This is a genomic window from Halobacterium litoreum (assembly GCF_021233415.1).
Classification (GTDB): Archaea; Halobacteriota; Halobacteria; order Halobacteriales; family Halobacteriaceae; genus Halobacterium; species Halobacterium litoreum.
This window is the reverse complement of sequence record NZ_CP089466.1, coordinates 2,280,365-2,304,284: the sequence shown is the minus strand read 5'-3', so window position 1 is coordinate 2,304,284 and position 23,920 is coordinate 2,280,365. Positions and strand designations below refer to the sequence as shown.

The 23,920-nt window shown below is 67.0% G+C and carries 23 protein-coding genes and 2 tRNA genes; 6 read left to right on the top strand and 19 right to left on the bottom strand.

Annotation, left to right across the window (positions count from 1 at the left end; translation table 11 throughout):
* Positions 1 to 25 precede the first annotated feature (25 nt).
* Positions 26 to 421 carry a DUF5611 family protein gene (locus LT972_RS12640; RefSeq protein WP_232570739.1) on the top strand — a complete coding sequence of 132 codons (396 nt, stop codon included), beginning with the start codon at positions 26 to 28 and terminating at the stop codon, positions 419 to 421.
* Positions 422 to 425: 4 nt separating this feature from the next.
* Here LT972_RS12640 and LT972_RS12635 read toward each other — a convergent pair whose 3' ends face one another.
* The gene (locus tag LT972_RS12635; protein ID WP_232570738.1) at positions 426 to 782 is read right to left on the bottom strand and encodes a cell division protein SepF; all 357 of its coding nucleotides are present in this window, start codon (positions 780 to 782) and stop codon (positions 426 to 428) included.
* A 100-nt stretch (positions 783 to 882) separates the two neighbouring features.
* Between LT972_RS12635 and LT972_RS12630 the strand changes: the two genes are divergently transcribed.
* Entirely contained in the window at positions 883 to 1,587 is a 705-nt protein-coding gene (locus LT972_RS12630) for a DUF1028 domain-containing protein (RefSeq protein ID WP_232570737.1), read from the top strand.
* 1 nt (position 1,588) lies between these two features.
* Here the strand turns inward: LT972_RS12630 and LT972_RS12625 are convergent, their stop codons facing one another.
* The gene (locus LT972_RS12625; protein WP_232570736.1) at positions 1,589 to 2,068 is read right to left on the bottom strand and encodes an RNA-binding protein; all 480 of its coding nucleotides are present in this window, start codon (positions 2,066 to 2,068) and stop codon (positions 1,589 to 1,591) included.
* Positions 2,069 to 2,210: 142 nt separating this feature from the next.
* Between LT972_RS12625 and LT972_RS12620 the strand changes: the two genes are divergently transcribed.
* Both LT972_RS12620 and LT972_RS12615 read left to right on the top strand, forming a co-directional pair.
* The gene (locus LT972_RS12620) at positions 2,211 to 2,489 is read left to right on the top strand and encodes a DUF7562 family protein (RefSeq protein ID WP_232570735.1); all 279 of its coding nucleotides are present in this window, start codon (positions 2,211 to 2,213) and stop codon (positions 2,487 to 2,489) included.
* A gap of 45 nt (positions 2,490 to 2,534) precedes the next feature.
* Positions 2,535 to 3,824 carry an RNB domain-containing ribonuclease gene (locus tag LT972_RS12615; protein ID WP_232570734.1) on the top strand — a complete coding sequence of 430 codons (1,290 nt, stop codon included), beginning with the start codon at positions 2,535 to 2,537 and terminating at the stop codon, positions 3,822 to 3,824.
* 6 nt (positions 3,825 to 3,830) lie between these two features.
* Here the strand turns inward: LT972_RS12615 and LT972_RS12610 are convergent, their stop codons facing one another.
* The 7 genes from LT972_RS12610 to LT972_RS12580 all read right to left on the bottom strand — a co-directional run bounded on the left by LT972_RS12610 (position 3,831) and on the right by LT972_RS12580 (position 10,984).
* Positions 3,831 to 4,877: a hypothetical protein gene (locus LT972_RS12610; RefSeq protein ID WP_232570733.1), complete on the bottom strand. Its 1,047-nt coding sequence runs from the start codon at positions 4,875 to 4,877 to the stop codon at positions 3,831 to 3,833.
* 315 nt (positions 4,878 to 5,192) lie between these two features.
* Positions 5,193 to 5,264, bottom strand: a tRNA-Ala gene (locus LT972_RS12605).
* A 39-nt stretch (positions 5,265 to 5,303) separates the two neighbouring features.
* Positions 5,304 to 5,612 (bottom strand): 30S ribosomal protein S10, encoded by a 309-nt coding sequence (gene rpsJ / locus LT972_RS12600; protein ID WP_232570732.1) that lies wholly within the window; start codon positions 5,610 to 5,612, stop codon positions 5,304 to 5,306.
* 3 nt (positions 5,613 to 5,615) lie between these two features.
* The gene (gene tuf, locus LT972_RS12595; protein ID WP_232570731.1) at positions 5,616 to 6,881 is read right to left on the bottom strand and encodes a translation elongation factor EF-1 subunit alpha; all 1,266 of its coding nucleotides are present in this window, start codon (positions 6,879 to 6,881) and stop codon (positions 5,616 to 5,618) included.
* Positions 6,882 to 7,111: 230 nt separating this feature from the next.
* The gene (locus tag LT972_RS12590; RefSeq protein ID WP_232570730.1) at positions 7,112 to 8,053 is read right to left on the bottom strand and encodes a homoserine dehydrogenase; all 942 of its coding nucleotides are present in this window, start codon (positions 8,051 to 8,053) and stop codon (positions 7,112 to 7,114) included.
* Positions 8,050 to 8,571, bottom strand: a complete 522-nt coding sequence (locus LT972_RS12585; RefSeq protein ID WP_232570729.1) for an amino acid-binding protein — start codon at positions 8,569 to 8,571, stop codon at positions 8,050 to 8,052. The genes LT972_RS12590 and LT972_RS12585 overlap by 4 nt, the downstream gene beginning before the upstream one ends.
* Positions 8,572 to 8,797: 226 nt before the next feature.
* Positions 8,798 to 10,984 (bottom strand): elongation factor EF-2, encoded by a 2,187-nt coding sequence (locus LT972_RS12580; RefSeq protein ID WP_232570728.1) that lies wholly within the window; start codon positions 10,982 to 10,984, stop codon positions 8,798 to 8,800.
* A gap of 157 nt (positions 10,985 to 11,141) precedes the next feature.
* On the opposite strand from LT972_RS12580, the gene LT972_RS12575 reads away from it, so the two are divergent.
* Complete coding sequence (locus LT972_RS12575) at positions 11,142 to 11,906, top strand: DUF5781 family protein (protein ID WP_232570727.1); 765 nt, start codon at positions 11,142 to 11,144, stop codon at positions 11,904 to 11,906.
* Positions 11,907 to 11,930: 24 nt separating this feature from the next.
* Here the strand turns inward: LT972_RS12575 and LT972_RS12570 are convergent, their stop codons facing one another.
* From LT972_RS12570 to LT972_RS12525, 10 genes are all read right to left on the bottom strand, one after another.
* Positions 11,931 to 13,250 carry a PQQ-dependent sugar dehydrogenase gene (locus LT972_RS12570; RefSeq protein WP_232570726.1) on the bottom strand — a complete coding sequence of 440 codons (1,320 nt, stop codon included), beginning with the start codon at positions 13,248 to 13,250 and terminating at the stop codon, positions 11,931 to 11,933.
* 114 nt (positions 13,251 to 13,364) lie between these two features.
* Complete coding sequence (locus tag LT972_RS12565) at positions 13,365 to 13,979, bottom strand: 30S ribosomal protein S7 (protein WP_232570725.1); 615 nt, start codon at positions 13,977 to 13,979, stop codon at positions 13,365 to 13,367.
* 1 nt (position 13,980) lies between these two features.
* Entirely contained in the window at positions 13,981 to 14,409 is a 429-nt protein-coding gene (locus LT972_RS12560) for a 30S ribosomal protein S12 (RefSeq protein ID WP_232570724.1), read from the bottom strand.
* 50 nt (positions 14,410 to 14,459) lie between these two features.
* Positions 14,460 to 15,287, bottom strand: a complete 828-nt coding sequence (locus LT972_RS12555) for a mechanosensitive ion channel domain-containing protein (RefSeq protein ID WP_232570723.1) — start codon at positions 15,285 to 15,287, stop codon at positions 14,460 to 14,462.
* An 85-nt stretch (positions 15,288 to 15,372) separates the two neighbouring features.
* Entirely contained in the window at positions 15,373 to 15,798 is a 426-nt protein-coding gene (locus tag LT972_RS12550; protein WP_232570722.1) for a NusA-like transcription termination signal-binding factor, read from the bottom strand.
* Complete coding sequence (gene rpoA2, locus LT972_RS12545) at positions 15,798 to 16,979, bottom strand: DNA-directed RNA polymerase subunit A'' (protein WP_232570721.1); 1,182 nt, start codon at positions 16,977 to 16,979, stop codon at positions 15,798 to 15,800. The genes LT972_RS12550 and rpoA2 overlap by 1 nt, the downstream gene beginning before the upstream one ends.
* Entirely contained in the window at positions 16,972 to 19,887 is a 2,916-nt protein-coding gene (locus tag LT972_RS12540) for a DNA-directed RNA polymerase subunit A' (protein ID WP_232570720.1), read from the bottom strand. The genes rpoA2 and LT972_RS12540 overlap by 8 nt, the downstream gene beginning before the upstream one ends.
* Complete coding sequence (gene rpoB, locus LT972_RS12535) at positions 19,884 to 21,710, bottom strand: DNA-directed RNA polymerase subunit B (RefSeq protein ID WP_232570719.1); 1,827 nt, start codon at positions 21,708 to 21,710, stop codon at positions 19,884 to 19,886. Before rpoB ends, LT972_RS12540 begins: the two co-directional genes overlap by 4 nt.
* 1 nt (position 21,711) lies before the next feature.
* Positions 21,712 to 23,274, bottom strand: coding sequence for a DNA-directed RNA polymerase subunit B'' (locus tag LT972_RS12530; protein ID WP_232570718.1), 1,563 nt, complete (start codon positions 23,272 to 23,274; stop codon positions 21,712 to 21,714).
* Complete coding sequence (locus LT972_RS12525) at positions 23,275 to 23,502, bottom strand: DNA-directed RNA polymerase subunit H (RefSeq protein WP_232570717.1); 228 nt, start codon at positions 23,500 to 23,502, stop codon at positions 23,275 to 23,277.
* A gap of 178 nt (positions 23,503 to 23,680) precedes the next feature.
* On the opposite strand from LT972_RS12525, the gene LT972_RS12520 reads away from it, so the two are divergent.
* Positions 23,681 to 23,753: transfer RNA gene (locus LT972_RS12520), tRNA-Asp, on the top strand.
* The last annotated feature ends 167 nt before the right edge of the window (positions 23,754 to 23,920 follow it).

The window sequence follows — 23,920 nt, the reverse complement described above, 5'->3', positions numbered from 1 at the left end:
AGCCCTCGCTGTTCTTCTCGCCTCCATGAAGGAGTACAAGATGCGGAGAGGGGAGTACCTCGAAGAGCGCATGCCCGACCTCGAAGCCTCCGTGGAGGAGTACTTCGGTGAAATCACGGAGACCGAGGAGTACAAGGGCAGCGACCTCTACGTCGTCGGCGACCCGAAGAACCCGGTCTTCGAGCGCGTCGTCGCGGGTGCCGTCTCCTACTCCGGCAAGAAAGACAAACTCGGCGTCGACTTCGAGGAGCGTCCCGCCGAGGACGTCATCGCCGAGGGGAACGCGGACGCCGCCGCGGACGCCGTCGACGCGAAAAACGACTTCCTCCTCGAAGCCACCGGCCGCGACGCGAAGTCCCGTCGCGACTCCATGAAGCGCGCGGTCGAAGACGACGCCGACAAGCCCGACAACGTCTCGTAGGCCGTCAGTGGCGGTTCAGTTTCGACCGGCTGATGGCGATGCCGTTCGGCGAGACGATGAGTTGGTCGTCGCCCTTCTGGACGATGTCGCCGCCGACCTCCGTCGCCACCTGCCGCAGTTCGTCGACGACGTGTTCGACGGTGCGGTCTTCGGTGCGCAGGCGCGTGATGTCCGCGATGACCATGTCGCCGTCGTACACCGCGTCCTTGATAGCGATGACGTCCTCCTGTCCGTCGATTTCGGCGACGTGTACGGTGACGCCGGCGTCGCCGTTCTCCGTGTCGAAGTCCTCGATGTCCAGTTCGACGTAATCCTCGGTGGACCCACCGCCGCCGCCGAGAATCTTGTCCATGAAGCCCATGCGTACACGACGCGCCCGCCGCGGGCATAGTTCTTGCGTCAGACGCGAGGAGCCAACCGGTTCGCGTACCGTTTAGGGCGTCGAGTGCCACGGGACGGACGTGACCTTCAGCATCTGCGTCCGGGAGTCCTACGAGGACGACGAGGGCGACGAACAGTTCCGGTTCGGCGTCGCGGTGACGACGCGCCTGCCGGCGGTCGGCGTGCCGTGCCCGCACGTCAACGAGCACGGCGCGGTCGCCACGCAGAGCCTGACGAACGTCGAACTCGGGTCGCGGGGCGTCGAGTACCTCGCCGACGGCCTCGGCATCGAAGACGCCCTGCAGGCCTTGCTGAACGCCGACGACGGGAGCGCGGACCGCCAGCTCCACGGCGTCTCGCGGGACGGCGCGTTCACGTTCTCCGGCGACGGCTGTTCCGGGTGGTACGGCCACACCGAGGGCGAGAACTACACCGTCGCCGGCAACCTCCTCGCCGGCGAAGCCGTCATCGAGCGCACCGCCGACCACTACGCCGACCACCGCGACGACGGCGACCCGCTCGCCAAGCGCCTGATAGACGCGCTCGGCGCGGGGCAGGCCGCGGGCGGCGACAAACGCGAAGACCTCACCGTGCAGAGCGCCGCCGTCCGCGTCGCGGACACCGGCGACGACGAGCGCCCGTACTACGACGACCTGCGCGTCGACGCGAGCGAAGACCCTATCGTCGACCTGCGCGAGACCTACCGGCTCGCCAAGCGGGGCTACGAGGACGCGCTCGAACGGTACGCAGAGGACGCGAGCGAAGAAGACAGAGGCGGCGAGTGACTCAGACGGAGAACTCGAACAGTTCGTCGCCGACGTGGTGGAGCGACTCCACGACCTTCCCGGAGTCGCCGACCATCTCGTCGCCGTCCACGAGCGCGCGCCCAATGCCGAGTGTCTTCCCGTGGGCCTCCTCCTGAATCACGACGAGGTCGCCGGCCTCGATGCTGTCGCTCGCCTCGGTGATGCCCGGTCGCATCACGTCCGCACCGTCGCTCACGAACGACACCGCGCCCGCGTCCACGGTGACGACGCCCGTCGACGGGTCGGTGGCGTTCGCGCCCTTCACGGTGACGAACGGTTCGCCGTCCGGATACCAGACCAGCGGCTCGCCGTCCACGAGCACGACGTCGAAGTCCTCGTCGGCGAGTTCCACGAGTTCGAACGAGTCGGCGTCCAGTTCGACGCCGAGTCCCTCCGCGAGCGCGTCGGCGATGGCGCCGATTTCGTCGCTCCGAAGGTGGTGTCGCGAGGATACCTCCATACCGGACCTCCGTCGTCGTCGCGCTTAAAACGCCCGCTCCGAGCCGAACGCCCGAACCCTGCTGTCGTACTCGGTGTCCGGCGCGAACCCCCGTCGCACACCGGCCAAATCGCTAAGTGGTCGGCCAGCGAACCACTACGTGATGTGGGGGTCAGCGAACGACCCGGTCTCCTGTATCGCCTGCGGCGACTCCGTCGAGCGGAGCGACGCCCGCGAGTACGACAAACACGGCGACCGCTGGGACCGCGACGGCAAGGAGTTCGAACACCTCTGCAAGCCCTGTTTCCGCGACCTCACGAAACACGCCCGCGACGGCCTCGAAGACACACTGGAGGCCGCGGGCGCCGGGCGCGTCGGCGACGACGAGTTCCTCGCGCGCTTTTTGGCCGAGACCACCGAGGAACCACCGGGCCGCGAGTGACGGCGCGGCGATACGCCTAACTGGGGGAGCGGGCTACGTGGTGGTATGTCCAACGACGCCGGGGCCCAGCAGGGAACCATCGAAGACCAAGGGCCCGTCGAAGTGTCGCCCGAACTCGCCCGCCAGATAGAGAACAAGCGAGAGGACCTCTTCGAGAAGTTCGAACTCCACGACGAGTTCCCGCCGGAAGTCATCGAGGAGGCCGAGGAACGCACCGAGGACGTACAGGAAGAGATTCAGAGCGAAGTCGAGGAGCGCGCCGACATGCGACCGCTCCCGACGTGGACGACCGACCCCGTGGACGCCCAGGACTTCGACGACGCCATCAGCGTCCTCGAGCGCGACGACGAGTACGTCGTCTGGGTCCACATCGCGGACGTCACCCACTACGTCCACCCGGACTCGGCGATGTGGGACGAGGCCATCGACCGCGGGAACACCGTCTACCTCCCCGGCTACACGATGCACATGCTCCCGCCCGTGCTCGCGGAGACGGTGTGCTCGCTGGTCCCCGAGGAGGACCGCCTCGCGCACACCGTCGAGATGCACCTCGACAAGGAGGACCTCTCCTACCAGAACATCGAGATTTACAAGTCCGTCATCCACAGCGACGAACGCCTCACGTACAAGGAGACCGAGGCACGCCTCGACGACGAGGACGCGCCCCTCCACGACGAAATCTCGCTCGTCTTCGAACTCGCCGACCAGATGCACGAACAGCGCAAAGAAGAGGGGAGCCTCGTCCTGAATCCGCGCCGGGACCGCGCGCACACCATCATCGAGGAGTGCATGCTGAAGGCGAACAAGGCCGTCACGCACGAACTCATGTGGAATCGCGGCGTCGAAGCCGTCTACCGCGTCCACCCCCAGCCGAGTCCCGACGAGTGGGACGACGCGCTCCGCGAAATTCAGGAACTCGACGGCGTCTCCATCCCCGGCGACTCGTGGGACGACCCCCGGAAGGCCGTCAACGCCACCTTAGAGCAGGCGCCCGAGCGCCAACTCGGGAAGATTCAGTGGGCGGTGATGAAGGTGATGCCGCGAGCGAAGTACATGAACGACCCGTTCGGCGGCCACCACGCGCTCAACTTCGAGATTTACGGGCACTTCACGAGCCCCATCCGCCGCATGAGCGACCTCGTGAACCACTGGATCGTCTACCAGAACGACGTCCCCGAGAACCTCGTCGAGTTGTGTGACACCGCCAGCGACAAGCAGAAAGCCGGCGAGTCCGCCGAACGCGAGTACCGGAACTTCCTCGAAGAGGTCGGTCTCGACCCGGACGCCATCAACAACCGCGGGATGGAAGTAGTGGACGAAGACGAGGCGGAGTAACGCCCGCTACCACGTCGTCGCCGCCGGCTTCTCGTCGCCCGGCCCGGTCTGGAACGGCTTCGGGTAGCCGTCCGTCCACAGCGAATGCCCGAGCCAGTAGCCGAGGTGCCAGCCCGGCCGGTCGTGCCCCGAAGCGCCGACGACGATTCTCGCGCCCGTGTAGTACTCCGGCTTCGGGTCGTCGTCGACGCTCGGCCCCTGCCACTCGACGCAGGACTCGCTCGGCCCGACGACGGGACAGCCGTCGACGTCGTCGGTCAGTGACACCACCACGTCCGCCGTCGACGGGTCGTCCACGAGCGAGAACGACGGCGGTCGCGGCACCGCGCCCCCCGCACCGCGCTGGTAGTACTCGAGAGCGCTCCGCACGCGCGCTCGCTGCGCGTCCGTCACGCCGCCCTCGGCACTCGTCACGGCCACGGCCAACTGCTCGGACGCCCACGGGTACTCGCGGGCGCTCGCGTTCACCACGTCGACCGGCGCGCGTGTCGACAACTCCTCGGACATCACACCGAGACCGTCGCCGTGCCGGTAGCCGAGCGTGTGCCCGAACTCGTGTTTCAGAATCTCTCGGGTTGTCGCCGAGGAGTGCCCCGCGCGAACGCGAATCGTCACCGTGTCGTCCACGGTGTCGTCGGCGTCCAAGACCGGCGCACACCCCAACGCGACGCGGTCACCGTGTACACCACACCCCTCCACGGTGCGCACGAGCACCACGCGAATGTCCGGGTCGTCGGCCTCGCTGCGAAGCCGATAGTTCGGGCGGTACGCCGCGTCCCGGCCCGCGGTCTCCTCCCAGTACTGCAGCGTCTTCATCACGTCCGGCGCGACGTTCCGCTCCATCCCCGCGGCGTCTTTCACCACGACGGTAATCTCGTCCGTGCGCCACGGGTTGTCGTACGCTCCGTACGGCGGATTCGACACGCTCCGGTCGTCGTGTGGCAACTCCGCGGCCGGCGCCTCGCTGCGCTCGCCGCTCGTCGGGTTCGCCGTCAAACACCCCGACAAGACGACGAGCGCGAGCAACGCGAGTGCCACCGCGTGGCGTGCCATCGACTCCCGAATCGGACGCGGCCCGTATTAACGTACCGCTCGGACGTCACGTACACGGCGCGAACACCGCCGCTACGTCAGCAATACGCGCGTCGGTCTCGGAGAGATATGGACTCGCTGGGAGTGCCACGAGCGCAGCGAGTGGCACGTCGGCGCGGCTTCGCCGCGCCGGGATTCCCGCGAGCGAAGCGAGCGGGAAGTCAACGAGGGAACGAGACTCGCTTCGCTCGTCTCGTAGGGCTTCAAATCCCAGCTCACCACCGCGAGAACTGACGCGAAGCGACACACGCGTCGCTTCGCGGTCAGGTACAGTAGTGGACTCGCTGGGATTTGAACCCAGGGCCTCTTCCTTGCGAAGGAAGCGATCTACCCCTGATCTACGAGCCCAATAAGGGGAGAGCGTGTGACACGCCGCGAGGCGGCGTTTTAGTCTTCGAGGACGATCTCGATGTTGACGTCGTTCGGGACCTGAATCCGCATCAGCTGGCGGAGCGCGCGTTCGTCCGCGTCGATGTCCATGAGACGCTTGTGGACGCGCATCTCCCAGTGCTCCCACGTCGCCGTCCCCTCACCGTCCGGGGACTTGCGCGAGGGAATCTCCAGCGTCTTGGTCGGGAGCGGGACCGGCCCGCTGACCTTCACGCCGGTCTTGTCCGCGATCTCCTGCACGTCGTCGCAGATGTCGTCGAGGTCGTCGGGATCGACGCCGGCGAGACGAACGCGAGCCTGCTGCATGGATTAGGACTCGTTGACCTCGAGGACCTTCCCGGCCGCGATGGTCTGGCCCATGTCGCGCACAGCGAAGGAGCCGAGCTCCGGAATCTCGGAGGACGGCTCGATGCTGAGCGGCTTCTGCGGGCGAACCGTGACGACCGCGGCGTCGCCGGACTGGATGAAGTCCGGGTTGTCCTCTTCGGTCTCGCCGGAGGCCGGGTCCATCTTCCGGTCGATGGACTCGATGGTACACGCGACCTGTGCGGTGTGGGCGTGGAAGACCGGCGTGTAGCCCGCCGTGATGACGGACGGGTGCTGCATCACGACGACCTGCGCCGTGAACGTCTCGGCGACCTTCGGCGGGTCCTCGGCGGGACCACAGACGTCGCCGCGGCGGATGTCGTCCTTGCCGATGCCGCGCACGTTGAAGCCGACGTTGTCGCCGGGTTCGGCCTTGTCGACTTCCTCGTGGTGCATCTCGATGGTCTTGACCTCGCCACCGACGTCAGACGGCTGGAAGCTGACGTTGTCGCCCATGTTCATCACGCCGGTCTCGATACGTCCGACGGGGACGGTACCGATGCCGGAGATGGTGTAGACGTCCTGAATCGGGAGGCGCAGCGGCGCGTCCGTCGGCGGCTGCGGCTCCGGCAGGTCGTTCAGGGCCTCGAGCAGGGTCGGGCCTTCGTACCACGGCGTGTTGTCCGAGTGGTCGGCGACGTTGTCGCCCTCGAACGCGGACGTCGCGATGAACGAGGCGTCCTCCGTGTTGAAGCCGACCTGACCGAACAGGTCCTTCACGTCGGAGACGACCTGCTTGTACTCGGACTCGTCGTAGTCGACGACGTCCATCTTGTTGACGGCGACGATGAGCTCGTCGATGCCGAGCGTTCGCGAGAGGAACACGTGCTCGCGGGTCTGGGGCGCCACACCGTCGTCGGCGGCGACGACGAGGACGGCGTTGTCCGCCTGGGACGCGCCCGTAATCATGTTCTTGACGAAGTCGCGGTGACCCGGACAGTCGACGATGGTGAAGTAGTACTCGTCGGTGTCGAACTCCTGGTGGGCGATGTCGATGGTGACACCGCGCTCACGCTCTTCGGCGAGGTTGTCCATGACGTAGGCGAACTCGAAGCCGCCCTTGCCCTTCTCCTCGGCCTCTTCTTTGTGCTGTTCGATGACGTGCTCGGGCACACTCCCCGTCTCGTAGAGGAGACGCCCGACCATCGTGCTCTTCCCGTGGTCGACGTGGCCGATGACGGCCAAGTTCTGGTGCGGTTTGTCGCTCATGGTCGGATATCGCGCGAAAGGCGCGCTCTGTGGAATGTATTCGGCAGTTCGCATTAAAACCATTTCGGTACGGCTTCAGCCCGAACCCGCCGCCCGCTAGGGGTTTGTGGGAACACGGCACACGAATTGGCCCGCGGAGGGGCCGACCGTAGTCGCGCACTAACCCCGACTCGTTCGCGGACACGTTTCCCGCCGAGCGACGTGGCAGTCGCGTTCGACTGTCCGGCGGACTACGAGAGCCGGTCCACGTCGGCGAGCACCGCGGTCGCCGTTTCGGGCCCGCCCGCCCCGCGCCCCGAGAGGTTCAGTCGGCCGGCGTGCTCGGTCTCCAACTGGACGATGTTCATCGTCCCCGAAACCGCGAGCGTGTCGTTCTCCGGCACGAGCCGCGGCCCGACGCGCGCCTCCCCGCCGGTCACTTCGCCGACGAGACGCACCGTCCGGCCGTCTTCGGCGGCGAGTTCCAGCGCGCTCGGCGGCAGGTCCGTGATTCCCTCGACGGCCACGTCGGCCAGCGAGTAGCCGCCGCCGTGGAGGACGTTCGCGAGGATGGCGCACTTCAACGCCGCGTCCGTCCCCTCCACGTCGAACGTCGGGTCTGCTTCCGCCACACCGAGGTCTTGGGCCTCCGAGAGGACGTGTTCGTAGGACAGCCCCTCGGCGGCCATTCGCGTGAGAATGAAGTTCGCCGTCCCGTTCAAGACGCCGCGTGCGCCCGTGACGCGCTCCGGCCCGAGCCCCGCAATCGTCGAGAGTGCGGGAATGGCGCCCGCGACGGTCGCCTCGAACAACACCTCGCCCGCGCTCTCGCGTTCGAGCGCGCGCACCTCGTCGTAGCGCTCCGCCACCGGCCCCTTGTTCGCGAGGACGACGTGCCGGTCGGCTTCGAGTGCCGCCCGCACGTGCCCGAAGCCGGGCTGGGCGTCGCCGAGCGTCGTCGGCGTCGCCTCCACGAGCGCGTCGTAGTCGGCGGCTAACGCGTCCGCCGGGTCGGCGTCTCCAACCGTTCCATCCCCCCGCTTCCGGTCGAGCGCCGCGTCCACGTCCACGCCGTCCGCGTCGACCACGGCGCTCGCGGAGTCGGCGAGCGCCGTCACCGTGTGCCCGTACTCGCTCGCGAGGTCGGCGACCGACCGGCCGACGGCGCCGGCGCCCAGGACGGCCAGTCTCATGCTTCCCCCACGAGCGGCTCGACGACCGAGAGGTCTTTCTCGGCGGCCACGTCCCGAACCGTCGCGAGCGCGCGCTCGACGCTCCCGGACTCGATGGCGAGCCGCAGGCGCGCACTCGACACGCCGTCGGTGCCCGCGTCCGCGGTCAGCGAGAAGTCCGCGACCGACGCGCTCGAACACGTCTCCAGCTCTCTGAGGGTGTCCGAGAGGTCCGTCTCCACGAGGTCGCCGACGAGCAGGACGGTCACTGCTTCGCCGTACCGCTCGGCGTCCGCCGCGATGACCGTCACGCCCGCGTCCCGGAGCGCGTCGATTATCTGGTCGAAGCGCTCGGGCGCACACTCCAAGTCCACCTCCACGGGGATGTGTCCGCGGGGCGTCAGCGACCCGCGCTCGTGGAAGATAGAGAGGAGGTTCCCGCCGTTCTCCGCGATGGGTGCGAGCGCGCGCAACAACTCCCCGGGCTCGTCGACGAGTTCCAACCGGAGGGTGTGCGCGCGGTCCGCGGTGTCACTCATCGCGGCCCTCCACGGCCGACGCACCGACTGTTGTCGGCCGGAAGCGAGACTGCCGTCGCTCCGTGCCGATGCCACGCGTGGTGCGTCGCCGTGCGTGCATGCCCCGAGATGGGGCGCGTCCACGGTATAAGCCTTCGGCTCGGTCAAATCCTACCGCTGTTCGAACGCTGAAGACACCCCGTCGAGGGGTGGAGACAGAGAGGAGAGAACCGCGTCGAGCGAGCGTTTAGAAGTAGTTGATGCTCTCGGGCAGTTCCGTCTTCATGCCCTTGCGCTGGCGAATCTCGTCGATAATCTCCGGCTGAAGGTTGTCGGCCATGACGCGGAAGCCGGCGTTCTCCGTGTTCCACGACGCGCGACCCTCGGTCGCGGAGCGGATGTCACTGGAGAAGCCGATCATCTCGTCGACCGGTGCGATGCCTTCGACGACCATGAGGTCGCCCTCCTGGTACATGTCGTCGACGCGGCCGCGGCGGCCCTGAATCTCGCCGGACGCGGCGCCCATGTGCTCCGAGGGCACGTCGATGCGGACGTCCTGAATCGGTTCGAGGAGGCGAATCTCGGCGTCGATGAGCGCGCGGTGGACGGCGTCACGCGTCGCCGGGATGACCTGTGCGGGACCGCGGTGGATGGCGTCCTCGTGGAGGCGCGCGTCGTGGAGACGGATGAGGGCGCCCTCGACGGGTTCCGCGGCGAGCGGGCCGTCTTCGAGGGAGTCCTGGAGGCCGTCCACGACGAGTTCCATCGTCTCGTTCAGGTGCTGGATACCCTTCGTGTCGTCGATGAAGATGTTCTTCCCGATGATGTTCTCGACGTTCTGGGAGGTCTCCTTGTCCATGCCGGCGTCCTGCAGGACTTCGCGGCGTTCCTGCTCGGGCATGTCCATGGAGACGTCGCCGAGGCGGAGTTTGTCGAGAACCTCGTCGCTGAGCGGGTCGACGGTGATGTAGAACTTGTTGTGGCGGTTCGGGGAGACGCCCTCGACCTCCTGGGAGGACGTGGTGGGCGTCTCGCGGTAGACGACGATGGGTTCGCCTGTGTTCACCGGGATGCCCTGGTTGCGCTCGATGCGCTGGGTCTGGACTTCCAGGTGGAGTTCGCCCTGCCCGGAGATGAGGTGTTCGCCGGTGTCCTCGTTGATCTCGATGGAGATGGTCGGGTCCTCCTTGGAGACTTGTCGAAGCGTCTCGATGAGCTTCGGCAGGTCGTCCATGTTCTGTGCCTCGATGGACTTCGTGATGACCGGCTCCGAGATGTGTTCGATGGACTCGAACGGCGTCATCTCGACGCTGGAGACGGTGGAGCCCGCGATGGCGTCCTTGAGGCCGGTGACGGCCGCGATGTTCCCGGCGGGGACGTGCTCGACTTCCTCGCGCTCGCCGCCCATGTAGATGCCGACGCTCTGCACGCGGTTCTTGCCCGCGGTGCCGGAGACGTACAGTTCCTGGCCCTTCTCGATGGTGCCGGAGAAGACGCGACCCGCGGCGATTTCGCCGGCGTGCGGGTCGATACCGATGTCGGTGACCATCAGGACGACTTCGCCGTTCTCGTCGACGAGCTGCATGCCCTCCGCGATTTCGCTCTCGTTGTCGCCGCGCCAGATGCGCGGGATGCGGCGAGGCTGGGCGTCGATGGGGTCCGGGAAGTGCTCACAGACCATGTCGAGCACGACGTCCGAGAGCGGCGTGCGCTCGTGGAGTTCCTGGCGCTTGTCGTTGCGCTCGAGGTCCATGATGTCGCCGAAGTCCATGCCGGTGCGCTGCATCGACGGCATCGAGACGCCCCACTTGTAGAGCGCGGAACCGAAGCCGACGGTGCCGTCCTCGACGGAGACCGTCCAGTCCTCGATGTCGTCCATCTCCTCGGTCATGCCGCGGATGAGCTCGTTGACCTCGTGGATGACAGAGAGCAGGCGCTCTTGCATCTCCTCGGGACCCTCCTGCAGTTCGGAGATGAGGCGGTCGACCTTGTTGATGAACAGCGCGGGCTTGACGCCCTCGCGGAGCGCCTGCCGCACGACCGTCTCCGTCTGGGGCATCGCGCCCTCGACGGCGTCCACGACGACGAGCGCGCCGTCGACGGCGCGCATCGCGCGGGTCACGTCGCCGCCGAAGTCGACGTGGCCCGGCGTGTCGATGAGGTTGATGAGGTGGTCCTCGTCCTCGTACTCGTGGGTCATCGAGACGTTCGCCGCGTCGATGGTGATACCGCGCTCCTGCTCGTCCTCCTCGGTGTCCATCGCGAGCTGTTCGCCCGCGGTGTCCTGCGAAATCATGCCGGCGCCGGCGAGGAGGTTGTCAGTGAGCGTCGTCTTCCCGTGGTCGACGTGCGCGGCGATGGCGATGTTCCGAATTTGCTTCGGTTCGTCCATCAGCCGTTCGCACTGTTCGACAATCTTCTTTCGTCGGCCCATTGGGGATTCATACTGCCAGCGGGTTCAAAAGGATAGTGTTTTGCGTGGACCACGGTACGCCGGAACACGCCTGTACGGCCCCAGATTACAGAGTTCGGTTCGGGGGGCTGCCGGTGGCGTAAGAGTCTTTGTCGGAACTCCCTTGGTAAATTGTATCATGGAGTTGCGCGTCACCGGACCCGGTCCCTCGGCCCCCTTCCTCGGCGCCCGCGACGTGTTCGAGACGGCCCACGACCTCGACCACCCCGTCCACGTCCGCGTGCGAGAGAACCCCGACGAGCGCACGTGGGCCGGCCACTACGACGACCACCACGTCCTCAACATCTCCCGGCAGGCCGCCACCAGCGTGATGGCTCGCGAACTCGCGCTCCACGAGTTCGCGCACATGCGTCGCCACGAGGACGCCCACCCGAGTCACGTCCTCTCGATGGACGAAGTCCTCTTCCTCGCGCTCACCGGCCGCGAGGTCGAGCGCCGCGTGCTCGCGCACTGCTATCAGATTGCCAACCACGTCAAGGACATCTACGCCGACGACATCACGCTCTCGGTCGGCCCGACGGACAAACTCGTGACGTTCCTCGAATCCGAACTCGCGGCCGCCGTCGCCGACCGCCCGACGCCGGGCCAGCCCAGCGGCCAGCGCCTCACTGCGGGCGCCGACCCGTCGATGACGGCGGTGAACGCGGCGTTCGCGCTCGCGCTCCTCGAACGCCACGACGCCGTCCCCGGCGACCACCGCATCTACGACCTCGCGCACGCCGCCGGCGAGGACGCCCCCGAAATCGACGTGGACGGCTTCCGCGAGCGATTCGGCGCGCTCGCCCGCGACCCCGACGAGAGCGACTGCCGGCGCGGCCTCGTCGACGCCATCCGCACCTACGTCGACGCACAGGAAACCACGACGGGGCCGGCCGCCGACTGACTGACGGGGCCGGCCGCCGACTGCCTACTCGGCCGGGCAAATCCGCACCAGTCGGTCGTCCCCTTCTTTCGGGAACCCCTCGCGTGCGCGGCCGTCGCGGTTCGACGTAGTGGCGTACAGTTCGCCGTCCGGCCCCTCGGCGACACATCGGACGCGCCCCAGCGACCGGAGCGTGTGCCACGCCGTCGCGTCGTAGTCGTCGGCCAGCCAGTCCGCGTCGAATCGCTCGCCGCCCGCCGCTGGGGGCCGCTCCTGGTCGTCGGGCGTCAACGACGCGACACCGACGCGCTGGGCGATGAGTTGGCCGAACACGAGGCGGTTCTGCCACTCGGGCACGGCGTCGCCCGTGTAGAACGTCCCGCCGGTGGGCGCCCACGAGTCCTCGAACGCCGTGCTCAGGACCGGTCGGTCGAATTCGGGACGGCCGCGGTACGCCGCCGGTTTCCGGACTTCGGGCCAACCGTAGTTCCCTCCGGCTTCGAGGACGTTCACCTCGTCGAGGCCGCTCGTCCCGTGCTCGGTCAGCACGGGCGTCGCGTCCGGGAGCCACGTGATGCACTGGGGATTCCGGTGGCCGAGCGTGTAGACGCGGTCGTCCCAGCCGTCCTTCCGTGGGTTGTCTTCGGCGGGCGCGCCCGTCGCCTGCACGCGGAGCACCTTCCCCGCCAGCGACTGCGGGTCCTGGGCGTCCGGTCCGTTCCCGGCGTCGCCGGTGGTAATCCAGAGGTAGTTGTCCGGGCCGAACGCGAGCCGACCGCCGTTGTGGACTTTGTCCGCGGGGATGCCGTCGACGAGAATCTCGTGCGTGCTCGCGGGGTCGTCGGCGGTGGCGTCGTAGCGCGCGACGCGGTTCTCCCAGTCGCCGCCGTCGGTCGCCGTGTAGTAGACGTACAGCCAGCCGGGGTCCGGGTACTCGGGGTGGACGGCGACGCCGAGGGTCCCGCCCTCGCCGCCTGCCACCCACCAGCGCTCGTAGTACGGTGTGTCGTGGGGTTCGTCGTCGACAGCCGATACGTCGATGGCGTCCGCCGGCTCGGTGACCGTCGACAGTTCGTCGCCGTCGAAGCGCCGAATCCGGCCGACGCGCTCGGTGACGAACAGCGTGCCGTCGGGCGCGAACGTCACGTCCCACGGCACTTTCAGGCCGGTGAGCACGTCCTCGGCGACGACGTCCATCGCGGGCGCGGTGCTCGGCGCTGTCCAGTCTGGGTCGTAGCCACTCCACGCAGTCGGGTCGTGTCGCAGGTCGTCGTCCGGGCGACTCCCGGAAGCGAGACAGCCAGCGAGGCCGAACGCCGTCGCTGTGGAGGCGGCGGCGAGGAATCGGCGGCGCGAATCGTCCATGCCACAGAAGTTTTAGGCTAGCCTAAAACAGTACCGAATTAGGCTGGCCTAAAGAATCTGCGCGGCGGCCTCACGCCTACCGGCTCGGAGAGCGGGAGGGGGAGAAGAACCGACTTACCGCGCCGCGGCGGCGACGCGTTCCTTCTCTTCTTTCTGCCCGACCGCGTACGTCTGCACGTCGTAGTCGGCCGCGCCGATGAGCTGGTTCGCCAGCGCCTCGGCCGCGTCCGTCGGCGACTTGAACGACGCCGAGTACGCGCCGTCGGCGATGAACTTCAGACCCTGGTCGACGCGACGCTGGGGCGCCACGTCGACGGCCTGCGGGACCGAGATACCGCCGTACTTCAGGCGGACGGTCTCCTCACGGGGCGCCGCGTTCTCGACCGCGGTCACCAGCACCTGCACCGGATTCTCGTCCGTGCGGTCGGCGACCTGGTCGAACGCGTCGTCCACGATTTTGAGGGCCTTCTGCTTCTTGCCCGTGTTGTCGCCCGTCTTCATCAGACGGTTCGCGAGACGCTCGACGACGCTAATCTCGCTCTTCTGGAACTGCTTGGACGCGTGTCGGCCCATCGTGTGGGCGACCGGCGTCACGGAGAGGTAGCGACGGGTGCTCGGGTCCGCGTACTGGATGCCCGTCACGTCCCACTTGCCGAAGAGCTGCGCGTCGACGTCCTCGTCGTCGGTACCAGCGGGCGCGTCGGGTTCTGGGGCTTCTTCCTCGCTCATGTTATCTGACCGGCTTCTCCGCGTTACCGCGAACCAGTTCTTCGAGCGAGACGCCGTTGACCTTCTCGACCTTGTAGTTCACACCACCGAGGTCACCCATCGCGCGACCCTTCGCGCCGCCGATGCCGGCGATGGTGACTTCGTCGTGCTCGTCGATGAAGGACACCGCGCCGTCACCCGGCAGGAACGCAGTGACCTGCTTCCCGTTCTTGATGAGCTGCACCCGAACGCACTTCCGAATCGCGGAGTTCGGCTGCTTGGCTTCGATGCCAATCTTTTCCAGGACGATACCTCGTCCCTGCGGTGCGCCGTCGAGGGGGTCGGACTTCTCGCCGAGCCCCCGCTCTCGCCGCGCGTACTCAGAGTCCGACCACCGGTGCTTCTGGCGGTCGTTCTTGAGTTTCCGAGCGGCGTACTTGCCGTTCGCCATACCGCCGATTACCCGATGGAGCCACTTAAACCACTCCTTTTCCGGTTCCGTCACGACTCGACCGAATTCACCGTGACGCGCCCCGAAAGCTCCCGACCGGGCGTCGGACTCGCGTCCACCCCCGCGTCCGCCAGCGCATCCCGGACCGCTCGCGTCAACCGCGACTCCACGCGGGCCACCTCGGCGTGCGTCGGCTCCCGAATCCAGACGCGGACGGTCAACACCACGACGCCGTCCCCGAACGAGGCGAGGGTCTCCGGCGGCGGCGACGACGCCACGTCCGGCACGCCCGCCGCCGCCTCGCCCGCCGCGTCGGTCGCCGCCGCGAGGTCGGCGTCGTGTGCCACCGCCACCGAGACGGCCGTCCGGTACCGACCGCGAGCGTACGGCGCCCGCACCGCCCGCGTCGCCAACTCCGCGTTCGGCACGGTCACGATTTCGTTCGCCGCCGTCCGCACGCGCGTCGACCTGAATCCGACGACCTCCACGACGCCGCCCGTCCCCTCGCCCCACGCCACCCAGTCGCCGACGTTGAAGTTCCGGTCTGCGACGAGGAACCCCCCGCTCACGACGTTCTCGAACACGTCCTGTCCCGCGACGCCGACCGCCAGCGTCGCCGCTGCCACGACGACGGCCGACTCCGAGAGCACCCACCCGTAGCCCGACGCGACCAGCGCCGCCACCGCCGCCGCCACCACCCCGACGACCCGCCCGTACGCCCGAACCGCGTTCACGAGCGTCTCGTTGCGCGGATTCCGCGCCCTGACCGCCCGAACCACGCCCGGCGTCACTAGCCACACCACCGCGAGATACGCGCCGGCGGCTACCACGACGGTCGTCCCGACGGTCACCGCTATCTGCTCCCAACTCGCGAACACGCCACCACGGTGGCGGGCGAACGCCGTTGCTATGCGGCGACTACCCGAGTAAGGAACGGCTACGGGGCGACCGTGCCCCGCCCCCTCACGTCAACTGGATGTCGTCGACGTCGAAGTGACGCTTGGCCAGTTCCTTCGCGGTCTCGATGTTCTGGCCGTCCGCGCCGATGGCGACGCCCTTGTCGTCGTGGGCGACCTCCGCGTACGCCACCGTCGTGTCGTTCTCGCTGATGGTGACGTTGTACACCGCCGCCGGCGAGAGCGCGTTCGCCACGAACCCCTCCGCCGTCGGCGCGTCCTCCACCAGCATTACGTCCCGGCCGAGTTTCTCCTCCAGCTCCTCGACGCGGCTACCGCCCGGACCGATGGCCGACCCCATCTCGCCGGCGGTCACGACGAACACGACGCGCCCGCGGTCGTCGTCGACGACGCAGTCCACGGCCGTCGCGTCGGTTTCGTCCTCGAACGCGGCGATGAGACGGCGCGCCTCGTCGGAGAGCCGGACCGTCATCAGTCGCCCTTGCCGGCGCCCATCCGGAGGTTCACGTCCCCGGTGCCGAGCCGCACCGGCTTCCCGACGATGACGTTCTCGATGACGCCGTCGAGGTCGTCGGCCTCCCCGTAGATGGCGGCGTCGAGGAGGTGGTTCACCGTCACCTCGAACGCCGCACGCGCCAGCACGGAGTCCTTGTTGCCGGAGATGCCGTGCCGGCCGATGGACTCGATGGTGCCGTCGTTGGTCATGATGTCCGCGACCAACATCAGGTGGCGGATGTTCACGTCGCCGAGACCCTGCTCCTCGAGGGTGGTCATCGTCTCGTCGATGATGGCCTCGCGGGCCGCCTCGATGCCGAGGGTCTTGTGGACCTCGTGGATGTTGTTACACGTCGTCCGCGACGCGTCCACGCCCTCGATGTTCAGCGCCTTCTTGAACGCCGACCCCTCGGTGTAGAGGACGAACTCCTCGTGCCCGTCGTCCATCTCCTCGCGGCGGATGACGACGCGGGAGACGTCCTCGATGCCTTTGAACACGATGTCCCGGAGCTGCTCGACGAGCTGGAGCAGTTCGCGGTAGGACGGCTCGCTCGGGCCGAACTCCAGAACGGTGCCCTCCTGGGTCACCTTCACGCCGAGGCTCCCCTCGATGGTCTCGGCGATTTCGCCCGCGATTTCGGTGGTGTTGTCGACCCGCGGCCAGCGCTCCTGGAGCGTGTCCTCGTTCAGGTCGATGCGGACGACCATGTCCGCGACGTTCGTGGAGATGTCCCCGAGCGCCAGAATCTTCGTCGCCTCCAGCTTCCAGACGACCTCGTGGGCGCGCTCGCGCTCCTCTGCGTACTCGTCCTCGAGGAACACGTTCATCACCGGCGTGTCCGGCGTCTTCCGCGCGTCCACGAGTTCGATGAGCCGCGGCAGGCCCTGTGTCACGTCCATCTCCGCGACGCCCGCGTAGTGGAACGTGTTCATCGTCATCTGCGTCCCCGGCTCCCCGATGGACTGCGCGGAGACGGTGCCGACCGGGTCGAGGGGGTCGACGCGCGTGTCGAGGTACTGCGCCTCGACGGCCGCCGCGATTTCCTCGGCCTGCGACTCGGTGACGCCGTCCCGGCCCTCGATGGTCTCGAGGACGCGGTCTTTCAGGCGTCGCGGCAACTCCGTGTCTTCGACGATGGCTTCGAAGGCGTCAGTCATCGGACTCCACCTCCCAGCTCGCACCGTGCTCGGAGAGATTCGTCGGCGGCTCCTGCACGCCGAGGAACTCCTCTTTCTCGTCCTCGCTGTCGAACTCGGACTCCACGATGCGGTCCGCGATGGACTCCACGTCGATTTCGGTCTCGGCGTCCGACGCCACCTCTACCGGCGAGGTGCCGTCCTCGCCGAACTCGAACTGCACGATGGTGTCCGAGGTGTCCCGGACGGTGCCGTCGTACTGCGTCTCCAGTTCGGAGAGCGCGTTGATGAGACGGCGCTGCAGGTAGCCGGACTTCGAGGTGCGGACTGCCGTGTCCACCAGCCCCTCGCGGCCCCCCATCGCGTGGAAGAAGAACTCCTTGGGCGTCAGCCCGCTCGTGTAGGAGTTCTCCACGAAGCCGTGAGCCTCGCTGGAGAGGTCGTTGGGCTTGAAGTGCGAGAGCGTTCGGTCCTCGTACCCGCGGTTGATGCGCTCGCCCCGGACTGCCTGCTGGCCGACGCAGCCGGCCATCTGCGTGAGGTTCAGCATCGACCCACGCGCGCCGGAGTTCGCCATCACGACCGCCGGGTTGTCCTCGTCGAAGTTCTCCTCGGCGACGTCGCCGGCGGAGTCACGAGCCTTCCCGAGGGTCTGCATAATCTTCATCTCCAGGGTCTCGTCGACGGTGCGGCCCGGCAGCGACTCGAGGTCGCCGTTCTCGTACGTCTCGATGAGTTCCTGCACGCGGTCGTACGCGGACTCGATTGCTTCGTCGATGCGCTCTCGGGCCTCCGTCGACACCGTCTCGTCGTCGATGCCGATGGAGAATCCGAAGTGCATGATAGAACGCATCGCGAGCGCCGCGACTTCGTTGATGAAGATGCGGGCGCGCGTCCGACCGTGGACCTTCGCGATGGTGTCGACGATTTCGCCGCCGAACCCGCCGACCTCGTCCTCGGCGATGGTGCCCTCGACGAGTTGGCCGTCCTCGATGACGACGCTCTCGCCGACGGTCCCCGTGAAGTCGAGGTTCAGGTCGTCGGGCAGCAGTTCGCTGAACAGCTGGCGACCCGTCCAGTACGGCTCGCCGTCCTCGGTGCCGACCGGCTCGGGCAGTTCGTCGATGCGCGTCTGCCGGAGCAGGTCCGAGGCCTGCGTCTCGTTGAAGTGCGGGTTCGAGTTCGTGAGCAGGTACGTCCCGCTGATGTGGTCCTGAATCGCGCCGATGATGTTCTCACCGAAGCGCGGCGAGAGAATCTGCTCCTGGACGCGCATCAGCACGCGCGCCTCGGCACGCGCCTCCTCGTTCTGGAGGGCGTGCATGTTCATCTCGTCGCCGTCGAAGTCGGCGTTGTACGGCGGACAGACGACCGTGTTCAGGCGGAACGTCTTGTACGGCATCACGACCACTTCGTGGGCCATGATGGACATCCGGTGCAGCGACGGCTGGCGGTTGAAGATGACGATGTCGCCGTCGATGAGGTGTCGCTGGACCTCCCAGCCCGGTTCGACGCGCTCCGCGAGTTCCTCGCAGACCTTCTCGGTGACGCGGACGCGGCGGCCGTCGGGTCGCGTGACGTAGTTCGCGCCCGGATGGCCCTCCGGCCCGTTGCGCACGTAGCGTCGCGCGCGCTCGACGTTCTGCTCGTTGACGACCATCGTCTGGGTCATCTCAGTCGCCACGCGGTCGGGAACCCCGACCTCGTTCAAAGAGAGCGTCGGGTCCGGACTGATGACGGTCCGCGCGGAGAAGTTCACGCGCTTCCCGGACAGCGAGCCGCGGAACCGCCCCTCCTTGCCCTTCAGGCGCTGGCTGAGCGTCTTCAGCGGGCGCCCGGAGCGGTGACGGGCGGGCGGCGTCCCCGAAATCTCGTTGTCCATGAACGTCGTGACGTGGTACTGGAGCAGCTCCCAGAGGTCCTCGATGATGAGCTGGGGCGCACCCGCCTCGCGGTTCTCCATGAACCGCTGGTTGATGCGGATGATGTCCACCAGTTTGTGAGTGAGGTCGTCCTCGCTGCGCTGGCCGTTGTCCAGCGTGATGGAGGGACGCGCCGTCACCGGCGGCACCGGCAGGACCGTGAGAATCATCCACTCCGGCCGGCTGCGTTCGGCGTCCACGCCGAGCGCGCCGAGGTCCTCGTCCGGGATGTCCTCGAACCAGTCCCGGATGTCCGACGGCATCAGCTTGTTCATGTCCTCGGTGGTGAGGTCCGCGCCGATGGCGGCCTCGATGGCCTCCCGGTCGTCGCGTCGCGGCCGGAACTCGCCGGACAGAATCTCGTTGATGCGGTCGATTTCGATGTCCGTCTGCTCGGCGAGTTCCTGCGGGCTGATGCCCGCGTCGTCCTCGTCGTCGGGGTCCGGCTGCATCGACGCCGCGATGCGCTCGGAGTAGTCCGACGCCAGCACCTGCTGGACCTCGTAGTACGTCGTCGGCTTCTCGTGTTTGATGTCGTACTGGACCTCGCCGCAGTGCGGGCAGTGGTCTTTCTTCCGGGCCTCCCGAATCGCCGCCGTCATCACGTCGGAGACGTCCTGACGGAGGCTGCGGGTGCGCTCGAGGTCGTCGCGGTACTCGTCTTTCTCCTCCTCGGTGAGCAGGAGGTGCGCGCACTCCCGGCACGTCCCGCGCAGCAGGCGGCGGATGAGCTTCGCGAACCCGACGTGGATGACGGGCGCCGCGAGTTCGATGTGGCCGAAGTGGCCGTTACAGCTCCCGGAGCGCTGGCCGCACGTCTTGCACTCCAGCCCCGGGTCGATGACGCCCAGGCGCGGGTCCATCAGCCCCATGTCGATGGGGAAGCCGTCGTCGTCGTACGTGTCCGCGGTGATGACCTTCGTCGCGGACATGTCCCGGTACTCCTCCGGGTCCATCAGCCCGAAGCTGATTTCCCCGATTTCCTTGGGTGATTGGCCTGCACTCATACTGCGTCCTCCAGTTCGAGGCGCGGCGCGATGCCGAGCGCCTTCATCTCGTCAAGCAGCAGCTTGAACGCGTAACTCATCTCGATGCTGTGCACGTCCGTCTCCTCCTCGCAGTTCGGACAGTAGACTCGACGCTGCTCGTAGTTCTCCACGGCGGTCATGCCGCAGTTCCCACAGACGTGGACGTCCTCGCGGTCCGAGGAGTCGAGCAGGCGCTCCTTGAGCACCATCGCGGCGCCGTGCCCGATGACGGTGTCACGTTCCATCTCCCCGACGCGGAGACCGCCCTCGCGGGCGCGCCCCTCCGTGGGCTGGCGCGTGAGCACCTGCACGGGGCCCTTGGAGCGAGCGTGAATCTTGTTCGACACCATGTGGTAGAGCTTGTGGTAGAAGATGGTGCCGACGAAGATTTCGGCCTCGATCTTCTCCCCCGAAACTCCGGAGTACAGCACTTCCTTCCCGGAGGACATGAAGCCGCGGTCCTCCAGCGTGCCGCGAATCTCGTCCTCGTCCTCGCCGGTGAACGCGGTGCCGTCGACGGACCGCCCGTCCATGGCGCCCGCCTTCCCGCCGAGCATCTCAAGCACGTGGCCGACCGTCATCCGGGACGGCAGCGCGTGCGGGTTCAGGACCAGGTCCGGGACGACGCCGTCCTGCGTGAACGGCATGTCCTCGTGGGGCGCGAGGTGGCCGACGACGCCCTTCTGGCCGTGTCGGCTCGCGAACTTGTCCCCCAACTCGGGGATGCGCTCGTCGCGCACGCTGACCTTCGCGAGCTTCGAGCCGTCCTCGCCCTCCATCAGCGTCACCGTGTCCACGACGCCGTCCTCGCCCGAGCGCATCGTGACGGAGGTCTCGCGTCGCTTCTGCGGGCTGAGCCCGCCCATGTCCTCGGGCTCTTCGAGGAACCGCGGCGGACTCGTCTTCCCGAGCAACACGCTGTTCTCGTCGACGCGCGTCTCGGGGTTGACGAGGCCGTCCTCGTCTAAGTGCTTGTACGCGTCCTCGCCGCGTGCGCCGCGCACGTCGTCGCTCGGAATCTCGAAGCGGTCCTCCTGACCGCCGGGGTAGCGTCGCTCCTCGCCCTCGTAGGTGCGGAAGAAGTGCGAGCGAGCGAGCGCGCGCTCGACCGAGCCCTTGTTCATGACGAGGGCGTCCTCGATGTTGAACCCCTCGTAGGACATCACGGCGACGACGAAGTTCTGTCCCGCCGGGCGGTCGTTGTACCCGATTTGCTTGGTGGTCTGCGTGTCCACCATCGCCTTCTGCGGGTAGTGCATGAGGTGCTGGCGGGTGTCCGGGCGGATGCGGTAGTTCGCCGCCGGCAGCCCCAGGCTCTGTTTCATCATCCCCGCGCCCATCGTAATGCGCGGACTGGCGTTGTGCTCGGGGTACGGAATCATCCCCGCGCCGATGCCGAAGATGAGCTGCGGGTCGATCTCGAGGTGGGTGTGGTCGACGGTGAGTTCGTCGTTGTCGACGCCGACGAGAATGTCCTCCTCTTCCTCGGCGTCGATGAACTCCACCTTCCCCGCGCGAACGAGGTCCTCGAAGTCGATGTCGCCGTTCTCCAGGGCGTCCATCTCCTCGTCGGTTACGAGCGTCTCGCCGTCCTCCACGACGAGCAGCGGACGGCGGGCGCGCCCCGCGTCCGCGTTCACGATGACTTCGCCGGTGCGCTCCTTCACGGAGACGTTCACCATCTCGGAGACCTCTCCGCGGCGTCGCGCCTCCCGAATCTGTGCTGCGAGCTCCTCGGGGTCGTCGTGCGTCCCGACGAGGCTACCGTTGACGTATACTTTGGCTTCGCGTTCCGTGCTCATGTTAGTCGTCCGCAGACGTCGGTTCCGTGTTGATTCCAGGGATACCCTCTACCCCCATCGACGACAGCTCGCGTTTCAGTTCGCGCTCGTCGTCGACGTTCTGTGAGAGTTCCATCGCTTGCGCGAAGTTCTTCACCAGCCCACAGTTCGGCCCCTCGGGCGTCTCCGACGGGCAGATGCGACCCCACTGGGTCGCGTGCAGGTCACGCGCCTCGAAGTGGGGTTGCGAGCGACTGAGCGGGCTGCGCAGTCGCCGAAGGTGACTGAGAACCCCCATGAAGTCGGTGCGGTCGACGAGCTGGCTGACGCCCGACCGGCCACCGACCCAGTTCCCCGTCGCGATGGGGTGTTCGAGGCGCTCGGTCAGCACGTCCGACCGAACCACCGTGCTCACGGTGAGTTGGCGGTTCCGCATGTTCGCGCGCTCGAGTTGGTACTTCACGTCCCGCGCGAGTTTGTTCAGCGCGGTCCGGAACAGGTCTTTCATCAGGTCGCCGGAGACCTTCAGGCGCTTGTTCGCGTAGTGGTCCTTGTCGTCGGCCTCCCGGCGGTCGAGTGCGAGTTCGAAACACGCCTCGGCCATCCGGCAGAGGTAGTAGGACTTGTTGATGCGCGTCTCCTCGTCCTCGACGCCCTCCTCGTGCAGGTGCGGGAGGAGGTAGCGGTCGATGACGTAGTTCGCGCGCTTCAACTGGTAGTTCTTCCCCTGGCCGGAGGCGACCCGCTGGCCGAGTTTCTCGATGGCCTCCTCCTGGGTCTGGACCTCGGCCTCCTCTAAGTTCTCCAGCATGAACTTCACGATCTCGGGGTCCTCGCTGACGCGGTGGACGATCTCCTCGTCGGATTCGAGGCCGAGCGCGCGCACCAGCGTCACGAAGTTGATCGAACCCGAGACCGAGGGGAACGAAACCTCGAGTAGCCCCTCGCGGTTGCGTTCGACGAGCACCAGCGCGCGGTAGCCGCGGCGCTGACTGAACGTCTTCGCGACCTGAATCTCGTCGCCGTACTTCGAGTCGTACTCGGCGAGAATCTTGTTCGGCGCGAGGTCCTCGCTGGTCATCAGCACGCGCTCGCTGCCGTTGATGATGAAGTAGCCACCGGGGTCGGCGGGGTCCTCGCCGATCTCGATGAGTTCCTCGTCGCTGAACCCAGCGATGTTACACTTGTCCGACCCGACCATGATGGGCATCCGACCCACCTTCGTCTCGGTCGTGTCGAGGACGCGCTCTTCTTCCTCTTCGCCGCCGCGCACGATGCTCATCTCCATGAACACCGGCGCGGAGTACGTGATGTTCCGCAGGCGGGCTTCCTGCGGGTAGAGGAGTTCCTCGGAGCCATCCGCCTCGCGCACGCGGGGCGTGACGATGCGGACGTCGCCGAGTTCCACCCACACCGGCTCTTCCTCTTCCTTGTCGCCGATGTCGGTCTCGATTTTCTCCTTCTCGGTGACGACGTCCTGCATGCCGCGCTCGAGGAAGGAGTTGAACGAGCGGTAGTGGTGTTCGGCGAGTCGTTCCTTCGAGAAGTACGATTTCGACAGTTCGCGTCGGTCAACCTCGTTCATCTATTCGATCACCAGTCGGTACACGACGGCTGTGTCTGTCGTTCGCGAGTCCCGGACGATCTTCAGGACGTCCCCCGGTTCGGCGTCGTCGGGGAGCGCGGGGTCCTTGCGTTTGATCTTGGGGAGCTCCGTGCGGTCGATGTCGTAGTCCGCGAGCATGTCCTCGACCTCGGCCTCGTCGAGGACCGTATGCTCCGGGACGAGTTCGTGTTGGCTTACGTCTACCATGGGTACACCTGGGTGGGGGGAGAACTGACTCTCACGAGATACTACAGGCCAATTGTCCCGCAGCGCATTTAACTCTTGTCAACTACTGTTTCAGGCGTCCTGCACGGCATCACGACCCACACGCCGTCCGTTTGGAAAGCCTTAAGCATAACACCCGGCTACGAAGGAGTGCAGGCAAGCCCGGATGGTGTAGTGGCCCATCATACAACCCTGTCACGGTTGTGACGCGGGTTCAAATCCCGCTCCGGGCGCTTTCTTAACTGACGCAATCCGCCGAGAGACGGTTCTGTTCCGCTTCGGCGTTTCTCCGAACCGCCGACCGCGAAGCGACGCGTCTCCTCGTAGACTTTGACTCAAACTCGTCCCCTAGACCGACGCAGAACAACCGCTCGGTGACCTCACGACGCCGTCTCGAAAA